General features: G+C 43.6%; 13 protein-coding genes, 1 pseudogene and 1 riboswitch. Of the genes and pseudogenes, 11 read left to right on the top strand and 3 right to left on the bottom strand.

The features are described from left to right. Positions 1 to 60 precede the first annotated feature (60 nt). The 8 genes and pseudogenes from ACY2VW_RS13200 (at position 61) to ACY2VW_RS13165 (ending at position 6,413) form a co-directional block, all read left to right on the top strand. Positions 61 to 261: a hypothetical protein gene (locus ACY2VW_RS13200; RefSeq protein ID WP_461878367.1), complete on the top strand. Its 201-nt coding sequence runs from the start codon at positions 61 to 63 to the stop codon at positions 259 to 261. 70 nt (positions 262 to 331) lie between these two features. Beyond that, positions 332 to 754, top strand: a complete 423-nt coding sequence (locus ACY2VW_RS13195) for a UPF0158 family protein (RefSeq protein WP_461878366.1) — start codon at positions 332 to 334, stop codon at positions 752 to 754. Positions 755 to 1,364: 610 nt separating this feature from the next. Then, positions 1,365 to 1,616 carry a DUF6783 domain-containing protein gene (locus ACY2VW_RS13190; RefSeq protein WP_461878365.1) on the top strand — a complete coding sequence of 84 codons (252 nt, stop codon included), beginning with the start codon at positions 1,365 to 1,367 and terminating at the stop codon, positions 1,614 to 1,616. Positions 1,617 to 1,687: 71 nt separating this feature from the next. Beyond that, positions 1,688 to 1,978, top strand: coding sequence for a hypothetical protein (locus tag ACY2VW_RS13185; RefSeq protein ID WP_461878364.1), 291 nt, complete (start codon positions 1,688 to 1,690; stop codon positions 1,976 to 1,978). Continuing rightward, positions 1,975 to 2,343, top strand: coding sequence for a DNA-binding protein (locus tag ACY2VW_RS13180; protein WP_461878363.1), 369 nt, complete (start codon positions 1,975 to 1,977; stop codon positions 2,341 to 2,343). Before ACY2VW_RS13185 ends, ACY2VW_RS13180 begins: the two co-directional genes overlap by 4 nt. A 60-nt stretch (positions 2,344 to 2,403) precedes the next feature. Further along, positions 2,404 to 2,847 (top strand): NUDIX hydrolase, encoded by a 444-nt coding sequence (locus ACY2VW_RS13175; protein WP_461878362.1) that lies wholly within the window; start codon positions 2,404 to 2,406, stop codon positions 2,845 to 2,847. A gap of 76 nt (positions 2,848 to 2,923) precedes the next feature. Next, positions 2,924 to 3,187, top strand: a pseudogene (locus tag ACY2VW_RS13170) (helix-turn-helix domain-containing protein); the annotation flags it as partial. A 128-nt stretch (positions 3,188 to 3,315) separates the two neighbouring features. Beyond that, positions 3,316 to 3,391, top strand: a riboswitch (cyclic di-GMP riboswitch). A gap of 88 nt (positions 3,392 to 3,479) precedes the next feature. Further along, positions 3,480 to 6,413, top strand: a complete 2,934-nt coding sequence (locus ACY2VW_RS13165) for a transporter substrate-binding domain-containing protein (protein ID WP_461878361.1) — start codon at positions 3,480 to 3,482, stop codon at positions 6,411 to 6,413. Between the two features lie 590 nt (positions 6,414 to 7,003). Here the strand turns inward: ACY2VW_RS13165 and ACY2VW_RS13160 are convergent. Continuing rightward, positions 7,004 to 8,095, bottom strand: coding sequence for a DUF4097 family beta strand repeat-containing protein (locus ACY2VW_RS13160; RefSeq protein WP_461878360.1), 1,092 nt, complete (start codon positions 8,093 to 8,095; stop codon positions 7,004 to 7,006). Between the two features lie 17 nt (positions 8,096 to 8,112). Further along, positions 8,113 to 8,430, bottom strand: a complete 318-nt coding sequence (locus ACY2VW_RS13155; protein ID WP_461874977.1) for a PadR family transcriptional regulator — start codon at positions 8,428 to 8,430, stop codon at positions 8,113 to 8,115. Positions 8,431 to 8,643: 213 nt separating this feature from the next. On the opposite strand from ACY2VW_RS13155, the gene pflA reads away from it, so the two are divergent. The 3 genes from pflA (at position 8,644) to ACY2VW_RS13140 (ending at position 11,793) form a co-directional block, all read left to right on the top strand. After that, on the top strand, positions 8,644 to 9,423 hold the full coding sequence (gene pflA, locus ACY2VW_RS13150) for a pyruvate formate-lyase-activating protein (protein WP_461878359.1): 780 nt from the start codon (positions 8,644 to 8,646) through the stop codon (positions 9,421 to 9,423). Positions 9,424 to 9,621: 198 nt separating this feature from the next. Continuing rightward, the gene (locus ACY2VW_RS13145; protein ID WP_461878358.1) at positions 9,622 to 9,969 is read left to right on the top strand and encodes a HEAT repeat domain-containing protein; all 348 of its coding nucleotides are present in this window, start codon (positions 9,622 to 9,624) and stop codon (positions 9,967 to 9,969) included. 246 nt (positions 9,970 to 10,215) lie between these two features. After that, positions 10,216 to 11,793 (top strand): flotillin family protein, encoded by a 1,578-nt coding sequence (locus tag ACY2VW_RS13140; protein WP_461874979.1) that lies wholly within the window; start codon positions 10,216 to 10,218, stop codon positions 11,791 to 11,793. A 92-nt stretch (positions 11,794 to 11,885) separates the two neighbouring features. Here the strand turns inward: ACY2VW_RS13140 and ACY2VW_RS13135 are convergent. Further along, positions 11,886 to 12,414, bottom strand: a 529-nt coding sequence (locus tag ACY2VW_RS13135; RefSeq protein WP_461878357.1) for a LysR family transcriptional regulator substrate-binding protein, incomplete at its 5' end; no start/stop codon positions are given.

Raw genomic sequence — 12,414 nt, 5'->3', positions numbered from 1 at the left:
CCTTGAGTCAGGGAAAGAAATTGTACATTTTGTTTCAAAGCAGATTTGAGGAGATAGTCAATGATAGAAAATATGAAGGTAGAATTTGGCAGAACATCAGATATTGATTCATGGATGCGATTAGTGAGAAAAGTAAGTTGGAATTTTCCAGGATTAGAGACAGAGAAGAGTATAGATGAACACAAAATAATAGTATTGAAATTCATGAATGACAAACGTGCTTTGTGCGTGAAGAACGAACAAGAGATTGTTGAAAAATAGAAGGATGATAGAAAATGTCCTTAACAAAAATAAAAATAGATAATTTTGAAAGGCAATGTAAGGAAAAATCATGAAAGTTAAATTAGAAGATGTACTAGAAGCGATGGATTTTGTAAATGATGATACACAATATTATTATGATGTGAAAAATGAAAAAGTACTCATGGTTTTTGATGGTATGGTTGATGGCGAAGATAATCCAGAACTTATTGAAGAAATAGAAGATTCATTTATAGAAGAGTATATTCCATTACCAGGACAGTATGAAATCAATGAGTATAGGATTATGGAAGAATTTATATATGACTTGCCAGAAGGCAGAAATCAAGACACATTAGAGAGAGCAATACAGGGAAGAGGAGCTTTTAGAAGATTTAAAGATAGATTATTCGACTTAAATCTGGAGCAAAAGTGGTATGATTATCGAGAACGTGCCTATGAACGTATTGCGAAAGAATGGTGCGAAAAATATAACATTGATATTGTTGAATGATAAAAAAGCACCTACGTAGGTTTTGGATAATACATTTTATTGTAGTGAGGTGAAATTCATTCAAGGCTAATCCAACAGGAGGAGTAGATTTTATATGCTGAACATATTTTATGGAGATATGAAGAGGTAGTATATAATACGGCAGCGTATTTCAAGTGTGATTATGAAGATAACAGGATTACAGATCCATTTGTGAAGAAAATTTACCAGCATTGTCATATAGCGTAGAAGAAATATATGGAATTCGTACATCTGGAAGACATGGGACATTGAAACAAAGCTATGGAATCCTGTCTGGAGTTTGACATAGAATATATGGTTCATATCAGTGATGTGTACGGAGCATATCAAAAAGTTGCTGTGGAACAGGCATTGCCGGATTTTCTGGTAACAGAGCTAAAGGGATACGCAGGTAGGCTGTACAGACTCATGGCAAAGGACAGACTGCTCCAGAACACGACAAAAGCATGCTGGGAACATGAAATACAGAGAGGCGTTGATTTATCAGGGGTAAAAAGAATCCGATGACATGATTTGCGACACTCTTACGCCAGCTTGCTGATTTCCAAACTGGGGGCACAGCCTAATCTGGTAGCGAACAGACTGGGACATGAAAAGATTCAGCCAACGTTATCTACAAATCAGGGAAGATATTGCTAGAGCGTGTCTGAAAAATCATTTCCGCAATCTGCAAGCCCCACTTTGCGGTATATTTTGCCCTCGTTCGGTTGATGTAACCCGCTACGCCGCCATTATTCCGACGAAATCTCCTACAAACGGGGAAGCACAGCTTGTGAAAAGCCTTTTTCAGACATGGTCTAGTAAAAATGGAACAGTAAAGCAGAGAAAAAATCAGTTGTAGAAAATCCAAATAATGGATATAACATGGGAAAAGAGACGAATATGGATTTCTAACAGAAAGGACGTGATATTATGGTAACAACAGAATCTGTAACCATTAAAGTTCCGGTAGGAATGTCAAAATATCTGGTAACTATGAATCCGGAAACAGAGCTTACCCGAAATGCACTGTTGCTGTATCCATATATACTGAATCAGACGATATCTCATGGTCGTGCGGCTGAAATTCTGGGAATCAGAAAATCCGAGTTGATTGATCTGTATGATAAGTTAGGATATTTCTATTTTGATATGATGATGGATGATCTGGATGATGAACTGAATACTTTCAGAGAACTCAAAAAGAAAGAGGCTGCGGTATGATTGTTGTGTCAGATACAACACCACTGATATCACTTCTTAAAATCAATCGTATTGATTTGTTGGAAAAATTGTTTGGAGATGTTCTGATCCCGCAGGCAGTATTTGATGAGCTGACAGCCAATGAACGTTTTCAGCTTGAAGCGAATCGGATTAGACAGACGAAATTTATCGTAGTGAAACCTGTCAACAATCCGGAATCTGCCAATATATTAAAAAGAGCCACAGGTCTTGACCAGGGCGAGAGTGAAGCGATTGTTCTGACAGATGAATTAAAAGCAGATCTGTTATCAGATACTGTTAAGCAGACTGAAAGATTAAAAATATTCTGGTTCTATAGCAGCACCGTGGTTCTGGATTGGTTCTAAAAAGTTCTGAAACGAGATGCAGAATAGAAAAAAATTAAAAAATCTAATAAGGAGCATTATATGACGAAAGTGAATTTTTATGATAGTATTAATGATTCGATGCTGAAGTTTGCAGTTATTATTGCCAGACATAATGGTAAATGGGTATTTTGCAAGCACAAGGAAAGAAATACATGGGAGGTACCTGGGGGACATAGAGAAGATGGTGAGGATATTCTTGAAACAGCCAAACGAGAACTATATGAAGAAACAGGAGCAATAACTTTTGATATTACTCCAATTTGTATATATTCTGTGACTGCACCAGATAATTTCGATGGAATGGAGACTTTTGGAAAATTATTCTTCTCAGATATACATACATTTGAAAAAGAGCTTCACAGTGAAATTGAAAAAATAGCAATTATGGATGAACTACCGATTAATTGGACTTACCCAGAAATTCAACCCAAACTGCTAGAAGAAGCAAGAAAAAGAGGTTTTTGCCAAAAAAGGACGAAATAAAATGGCTATTTTTTGATGTTGGATCGACATTGGTTGATGAAAGCAAAGTTTATGAACATCTTTATGTGAAAAGCGTGACATCAGTAAATACAGATTATCGCAGCTGTCAGGAATTTCCCAGTCGTTACTTGGAAGAATCATGGCGCAGGAAAACTTGCCGTCGCTGATCACACTTGAAAAAATATGTACAGCATTGGGCGTGACATTATCACAGCTTTTTCAGGAAGGTAATTCAGAGAATCTGACAGAAGAGCAGAAAGAAGTTCTGGGGATATGGAACGATCTGAGTACAAATGAGCAGGAAACAGTAATGTCAATGCTGCGTGGACTTCGGAAGTAGGAGAACTGTTCGGTATATGTATCGGCTGTTCTTTTTTTGAACGTTAAAACGGTAATGTTTTTCTTGTGTACAGTGGAGTGCCATAGTATAATAAAACCAGTTTTTTTGCATAAGTTTAAAAGTTATAATAAGGAAATCGGCAAACCAGATGAAAGTCTGAGACGCAAAGCTATAGGGTCTGTAAAATGACAGCCAGTTGCAACGTTTAAGATGCATTGTCTGAAAAGGCAGTGCATTTTTTACTTTAGATTTATGCCGTGAAATAACTTGTTAAATAATGGAGAAAAGAAAAATGGATAAAGGAAGAAAAAAATCAGCCGTACTATTTGCATGTATATTGGTAGTTTTGGGAATATGGATGATGTTGTCTGTACATTGCTGGGCTGCGGAAACGAATAATGATGAAAAACTGCCACAGACGGTGGAACAAGATGAATCAACACAACAAGAAACAAAAGAATCAGAAACGAAGACGGCAGAACAGAAAATTATCCGTGTCGGTTCATTTGAGGATATCTTTAATTATGTTGATAAAAACGGTATCAGACGAGGATTTGGCTACGAACTCATGCAGGCTCTGGCAGGCTATACCGGATGGAAATTTGAGTATGTGAAATGTGACTGGACTAACTGCTCTGATAAGCTTGAAAACGGTGAGATTGATATCATGGGTGATATCTCTTACACCGATGAACGCGCACAAAAGATGCTTTTTTCAGATGAACCGATGGGGGAGGAAAAATATATCCTTTATGCTGATTTATCGAATACGGATATTGGTGCGTCTGATTTCAAGTCTCTGGATGGGAAACGTATAGGTGTGCTCATGGATACAGAACCTGAAATCATGCTGACAGAATGGGAAAGTAAGAATGGCATACATACAGAACATGTAAATGTGAATAGTGATGATGATGTCGAAAAGAAATTAGCAAATCATGAGATCGACTGTTTTGTATCTCTGGAGGAATCTATCTGGTCTGAACAGGGAATATCATCCGTTACCACGATTGGTAAATCTGGCATATATTTTGCAATAAATAAAGAGCGCAGCGATATCAAGACAGAGCTGGACTGGGCTATGCGTCAGCTGGATCAGGATAGTCCTTTTTTCAAGGCGGATCTGTATAAAAAGTATTTTACGCTTGATTATTGTCAAAGTCTTACAGGCGAAGAAAAGTCCTGGGTGGAAGAACATGGTGGTATCCGGATCGGATTTCTGAGTAATGATGCGGCAGTATTTTCCTTTGACGAAGAGACTGGAAAACTTACCGGTATGCTGGCAGAATATTTCTCTTATGCCAAAGACTGTCTGGGAAATCAGACGCTGGAATTTAATATACAGGAATATGATGATTATGATGAAATGCTTCAGGCTTTACAAGAGCGAGAGACAGACATGATTTTTTATACTGGCAGGAATCCATATTTTGCAGAAAAAAACGGATATGCACTTACAAACACAGCCTGGACCTACAGCCTGATGGCGGTAACAGATGAGGAAAAATTTGATGAGAACAAGGTGTATACTGTAGCTGTGCCCAGGGAAAAATATGCCTTAAAACAGCATATAGCTTTTAGTTATCCCCAATGGAAGCTTGTAGATTGTGATTCGCTTGACGATGCAGCAGATATGGTCATTCATGAAAAAGCAGACTGTTTTCTCATGGGCGCAAGTCAGGCAATGATATATGACAACAGTCGAAAATTCAGGAGTATTCCACTTACAAAAACAATGGAAGCATGCTTTGCAGTAAAGAGTGGAGAGGCAACTCTTTTGTCGATACTGAATAAAACCTTAAAGGCCATGCCGTCTGATATGCTTACAAGCGCACTTGCTATTTATGACAGTACACCAGATAAGATAACATTTTTGGACTTTGTAAAAGACAATATGCTTGTTTTTTTTGTCGCCACAGGATTCTCTGCACTTGGCATCATTGCTATTATCCTCGTACTTTTACGAAAGGCAAGAAAAGCGGAAGCTGTCGCAAAGCTTGCTGCAAATGATACACAAAAGCTAAATGACAAGTTGGAAATCGCTTTAAAGAAAGCGGAGGAGGCGAGTCTGGCAAAGACTTGTTTCCTTAACAATATGTCACATGACATCCGTACTCCTATGAATGCAATTCTGGGCTATGCACAGCTTATGGAGGATGAACTGAAAGGAAAGGATCTGCCTGAAACTTCAGAGCATTTGGAAAAACTTCAGCAGTCAGGAAATCTTCTTCTATCAATCATAAATAATGTACTTGATATGGCTCGGATTGAGAGTGGAAGGATGGAAATTGATGAGAACTATGCCCGGATTGAAGATATCCGGCAGACTCTATTTGAAATATTTGAGGATGAAGCAAAGAAAAAGAATCTTGCACTTCATTACACGATAAATGTAGAGCATGAGCATATACTGACAGATACTACCAAGGTAAAAGAAATATGTGTCAACATCCTGAGCAATGCCATAAAATATACTCCAGCCGGTGGTTCTGTTATGGTAGATGTAGATGAATTACCTTGTGATGAGTCTGGATACATGATAGCAAGGATCAGAGTCAGCGACACCGGAATCGGTATGAGTCAGGATTATCTGACAAAGATTTTCGAAGCATTCACACGAGAGCGGAACACCACAATGAGCAAAATTACTGGAAGCGGACTTGGAATGTCAATCGTCAAGAAATATGTTGATCTGCTTGGTGGAACAATCGATGTGGAGAGTGAACCTGGAAAGGGCAGCACTTTTACTGTAACACTAAAACACAAGATAGCGGATGAAAGCTATTATGTAAAAAAGCATATTGAAGAGCCTGGAACAGGAAGCGAAATCCTTGAAGGCAGGAATATTCTTTTAACAGAGGATAATGATTTGAATGCGGAGATTGCAGAGGCAATACTTGAGAGTGCAGGTCTTAAGATAGAGCGTGTGGAGGATGGTATCCAGTGTGTAAACAGAATAATGGAAATGCCGACAGGAACATATGATATGATCCTCATGGATATCCAGATGCCGAAAATGAACGGTTATAAAGCAACGCAGGCAATCAGAAATTTGCCAGATAAGGATAAAGCGTGCATACCGATTATTGCAATGACAGCAAATGCATTTGAAGAAGATAAGAGAGATGCTATTGCAGCCGGAATGAATGGTCATATCGCAAAGCCAATTCAGGTTGATAAGCTACTGTCGATATTGGCGGAAATCATAAGGCAACAAGAAAAATAATACATAATGTCCGGATTGAAGTAGGAAAGGTAACTGAGAAAGTACTGAAATCAGGCTGAAGGATACAGGGTGAGGAATATGAAACAGTTAATAATATCAGAAAAAGTACAAAAGGAGCTGCTCACAGATTTTATCCAATGCGTCGTAAAACCCCTTGCTTCAGCTCTTAACTTGACCCATATTTATACAAGATAATTTCGATAAGCAAGCAATGAATATATAGCAATCCCCGAAAATAATGCAAAAAATTCAGCACCGCAGAGCGTGAATTACTGCGTCACAGATTTTCGTCGTACCCCGGTACGCCTTCAAATCTGTTCCTTGCAATTCACGCTCTGCAGCACTGCCTTTTTTGTATTATTTTCGGGTCTTGCTATATTACTTCGATGAATATGGACGCGGATACGAAGGCGCGCATATGATCGACGGAAAACAGTATCAGTTCGAGGGCGGAAAAATTGTAGGATAAACAAAAAACAGAAAATTCCCGGGAGGCCAGAAAACTGATTTCCCGGGAATTCCTATGTGGTGCGCCTAACGTCGCACGTTTCTAACTGGTGCACTCTGAGATTGTCTGCCACATTGTTTTGTCAGTCTTCCGCCGGCAAGTCAGAGAGCAGGACACTTCCGTTGACAGTACTTGCCTGAATGGTGAATGCAGAAATACCGGAGCGGGTGAATGTTTTTGTGTAGGATTCCGTTCTTCCATTGGAGACAAGGCGGATTTTTCCGGTTGTCGTGGATGCATGAATGGACGCATCGGCAAGATCGTGCGGGAGATGGAGTTTCACGGAACCGTTGACGGATTTTGCCGTCAGGGACTCGGAACAGGTTCCCTCGAAGAGGACTTTGCCGTTGACACCGTTTAAGGATGCGCGGGAACAGTCGCCGGTGATTTCAAGTTTGCCGTTTGTGGCGGAAACATCGAGGCTGTCTGCGCGCAGACGGGTCAGGACGATCTTTCCGTTTGTGGCCTGCACACGGCAGCTGGATGCGGAGAGGGAATCACCGGTGATTTTGCCGTTTGTGGCGGAAATTTCGAGTGCAGTAAGAGAGAGAAGATCAAGCCCGGTCGCGCCGTTCAGAGAGCGGAGTGTCAGCTTCTGTACGGTGGACGGCACCTGGAAGGAGAACACCTCTTTCTGGTGATTATTGCAGAAAAGATGTTTCCAGAATACGGAAGGGGTGAGCTTTTTCTCTCGCAGACAGAACGTATTGCCCTCAATGCCTGCCTCGAAGCGGTCCGGATCGAAGTCGCCGGAAAAATCAAACTCAACCGAAGCAGAAGTGCCCGGAGCAAAGTCGGCGGAAGCGTTCCGCAGGGAAATTTCCATGGCGGTGATGGCGGTGGAAGGGTCGTACGGGTAGTTCTGATGTGTTTCTTTTGCGGCTTCTCCTGTGGAAGAGTGCGGTGTTTCTTCAGAAGTAGAGCTGTTTTTCTCCTGCGGCAGCACGTTTGCAACAGGCTGCTCCGTTGTGGCATATTCCTGACGGAAAAATTCGAGGACATCGTCGACATTGCCGAGTTCTGCGCAGATTTCTTCATCGGAGAGACCCTGGCTGCGGGCGTCGGCGAAATGGGATTCGAAATCGTTTAAAATTTCCTCTGCGGCGGCAGAATCAAAGGATGCAAGGCCCTGTTTCAATGCATTCATATAAGTTTCATACGTTGTATTCATCATGATTTTCCTTTCTATCGTCAGATCGTTTCATCTGAAATCAGTCGGTTGACCTGCTGGGTGAAATCCAGCCATTCCTGTTTTTTCTCCTGCTGATAAGCTGTTCCTGCTTCCGTCAGATGGTAATATTTCCGGGCCGGGCCGGATGCGGATTCCTGCAGATACGTTTCCACGTAACCGGCTTCCTTGAGTCGTTTTAAAATCATATAGAGCGTTCCTGCGGCGATGGACATTTCGCGGGAAATGGCGTCTGTCAGCTCATAGCCGTATTTGTCCTCTTTTGTCAGCTGGGAGAGGACACAGAGCTCGAGGACGCCCTTTTTGAGTTGTGGATTCATATGAACACCTCCTTGTTGAGTAGATCATAACACAGACTATATCATAATGCAATATAGTAAACGAAATTTTTATCCTGCCATGTGTTCGATTTTGTACATGGAAATGCCTTGAAAAGAACCGCGGATTTCCGTATAATCAAGCAGAACCCTGAAATTTGACCGGAAAATACAGAAAAATAGAAAGATAGTAAGTTGGAAAGAAGAGGAAAAAATATGAGTGAAATGAATCAGAATAACAATGGCCCGGTAAAGGGCGCGATCCATTCGATCGAGAGCTTCGGATCCGTCGACGGACCTGGCGTACGCTACGTGATTTTCGTGAAGGGCTGCAACATGCGCTGCCAGTTCTGCCACAACCCGGACACCTGGACGACGAAAGATGCCGACTGGCAGACCGCGGATGAGGTGCTGAAAAAGGCGCTCCGCTACAAAAATTACTGGGGCGAAAAGGGCGGCATTACCGTAAGCGGCGGAGAACCGCTGCTGCAGATCGACTTCCTGATCGAGCTGTTCCGCAAGGCAAAAAAGAACGGCGTTCACACAACACTGGATACCAGTGGAAATCCGTTCACAAGAGAGGAGCCGTATTTCAGCAAATTTAAGGAGCTGATGAAATACACCGACCTGCTGCTGCTCGATATCAAGCTGATTGACGACAAGGCGCACAGAGAGCTGACCGGCTGCACTAACGAGAACATCCTCGATCTGGCGCGCTACCTCGACGAGATCGGCAAACCGGTCTGGATCCGCCACGTCCTCGTCCCGGAACGCAGCGACTACGACGAATACCTGATTCGCCTCGATAAGTTTTTACACAGCCTGCACAACGTACAGCGCGTAGAGGTTCTCCCATACCACACCCTCGGCGTATTCAAATGGGAAACCTTAGGGATTCCATACAAACTCGAAGGGATCAACCCGCCGACCAAAGAGCGCGTGGAAAACGCCAATAAACTGCTGCATACGGCGGAATATACGGGATATCTGAAATAAAAAGCAGAACAACAAGAAAAGTTTGTGAAAAAGTAACAATTTTTATAAAAACTTTATAGTGTTTCTGTTCAAAAACCAGAAGAAAAGGAGTATAATCGCTGTTATGGACGAGAGCAAAAACACTACGAACCTTTTTGATTCGCCGCGGCAGTTGCTGCATCCACCAAAAATAAGAGCAAAAAGAAAGAAGGATTTACAATGTTTGGTTCAAAAGAGGCATCGGAAGACAAGCTGAAAAAAATGGTGGAAAAAGGAAAATGGGACAAATTAAGAAAACAGTATCTGGATTCGGACAAGACAACGCAGGTAGCGCTTGCAAAAGCCTGTGCAGCTTCGAGAAATGATGGTTCTGTTAATATTCTGACTTCTCTTCTGGAAGTAGACGATGTGGACGTAAAAATTGCGGCCGTTACCAGCCTTGGTGAGGTTGGAGACGATCACGTAACAGCACTGATCCGTCAGCTGGCCGTCAAGACACCGGCAGATCAGACGGAGCTGAAAGCAGTGATCACAAAAGCGCTGGAGAAGATTGTCGAAAGAGCATAAGAGCAGGACCGGTGAAAAAAGGAAAGGCGAAGAAGTTTCTGTAAAAAGAAGCTCCTTCGTTTTTTTAGTGCAAGGCATATCAGAATCTGCTCCAGCGGATTGTTTTTGCCCGAACAGAAATCTTACAAAATCGTAATAATAATGCAGTTGTATCTATCCCGCAAAAAATGCTATAGTGAAAATAACACAGACACAAAAGCAGAACGCGGAGCGAAAAGCATCCGCAGAAAAAAGGGAGGAAACAAGATGGAATTTGTATTCGAACATGCAACCATGATTGCCGTGATCGCCGTTGTGGTGATCATTCTTGCCATTCTGGCGAGCGGTTATGTGAAGGCGCCGCCGGATACCGCATTTATTATTTCCGGTTTCAAAAAAGGCCAGCGGATCCTGATCGGTAAAGCCGGTATCAAGATACCATTCTTTGAGCGGCTGGACAAGCTGAGTCTGAAGCTGGTAGCGATCGATGTGAAGACGAGCGACGCCGTGCCGACCGCTGACTACATCAATATTCAGGTGGATGCAGCCGTCAACATCAAAGTCGGGGACGAACCGCAGAAGCTCCAGAAAGCATCCCAGAACTTCCTGAACCGCGACAGTGAATATATTGCCAAGGTCGCAAGAGAAGTCCTCGAAGGAAACATGCGTGAGATCGTCGGAAAGATGCGTCTGGAAGAGATGGTTTCCGACCGTCAGAAGTTTGCGGAGCTGGTCAAAGAAAATGCAGAACCGGACCTGGCTGCGATGGGACTTGACATCATCAGCTTCAACGTACAGAACTTCGTCGATTCCAATCAGGTCATTGAAAACCTTGGTATCGACAATATCGTAAAAATCAAGAAATCTGCGGCGATTGCCCGTGCCAATTCCGAGAAAGAAATCAAGATTGCCCAGGCGCGTGCCAACAAAGAGGCGAACGATGAGCGCGTTCTTGCCGAGACCGAGATCGCAAAGAAAAACAACGATCTGGAAATTAAGTCGGCAGAGCTGAAAAAAGAGTCCGATATCAAAAAGGCAGAGGCAGATGCAGCGTACAAGATTCAGGAAGAGCAGCAGAGAAAAGAGCTGGAAATCACTTCCGCGAATGCGAACATCGCCCGTCAGGAGCGTGAGGTTGAGCTCCGTGCCAGAGAAGTAGAAGTAACCGAGAAATCTCTCGAGGCAGAAGTAAAGAAGAAAGCCGAGGCCGAGCGTTACGCAAAACAGCAGCAGGCAGAGGCAGATTTGTACCGCCGTCAGAAAGACGCAGAGGCAGACCAGTTCGAAAAAATCCGCGAGGCGGAGGCAAAGAAAGCCCAGGCAGAAGCCCAGCGCTATGCGATGGAGCAGGAAGCACTCGGTATCAAGGCAAAAGGTGAGGCGGAAGCCGCATCCATCCGCGCCCAGGCACTTGCAGAGGCCGAAGGTATGGAGAAGAAAGCCGAGGCTTACCAGCGCTACAACAAAGCCGCAATGGCAGAGATGATGATCAAGGTTCTGCCGGAGATCGCCGGAAAGATCGCAGAGCCGCTCAGCCAGATCGACAAGATTACGATCATCGGCGGCGGAAGCGAGGACAACGGCATCGGCTCCGTAGCGGGCAATGTGCCGGTGGTCATGGCAAAACTGTTTGAATCGATGAAAGAGGCGACCGGTGTCGATCTCTCCGAAATCATGAGAGCCGATACGTACGATGCAAAAGTAAACCGCAACATTCAGATCTCCAGCCCGGAAGAGCTCAAAGAGTATCTGAAAGCAGAAGCCGGAAAGGCAGCAGCGGATGCAGAAAGCCCGGAAAAAGCGGAAGCATCCGAACCGGTGCAGAAAGACGGCAGCGAGCAGTAAATCCAGAACGGATCATAAAAACAGAAAAGAGGCAGGAATCCAGAGAAATTTCTTGAGAATCCTGCCTCTTTTGACGTATAGACCGGAAAAAGTTATTCGGCGCCTTTTTCCAGCATGCTCATGAACTCTTTTGCCGCCTGCGGGATCGGCAGATGGGAGCTGTGGGCAACGACAAGCTGGCGCGGCGGAAGCTCCTCCACGAGGTCGAGCTGGAAGGCCGCCGTCTCTTTTCCAAGACAGTAGTCCGGCACAAACGCGATGCCAAGGCCGATACTCGCCAGGTCGATCAGAAGATCGTTGCTGCCAAGCTCAATTTCCGGCACGAGGTCGAGCTGGAACCGCTGAAACTGGCTGTGCAGGAACTCACTCGTCGTACTCTTGCGGTCGAGCATCAGAATCGGGTACTGCAGCAGCTCTTTTAAGTGAACCGGCCGGTTCTCCAGTTCCGGGTAGTATTCGCCGTTCGCGATAAAGATATCGTGGAACGAATGAATTGGAATCGTGTGGAGACGGCTGGAAAGATGCGAGTTTGGATAATTGGTCACGATGAAATCCACCTGGCCGGATTCCAGCAGATCGACACACTGGGTCGAAGTCTGGTTTGTCACCTTGATGTGGACA

The sequence above is a fragment of the Fusicatenibacter sp. genome, from assembly GCF_977045365.1.
This window is presented reverse-complemented; position numbering and strand designations above follow the sequence as displayed.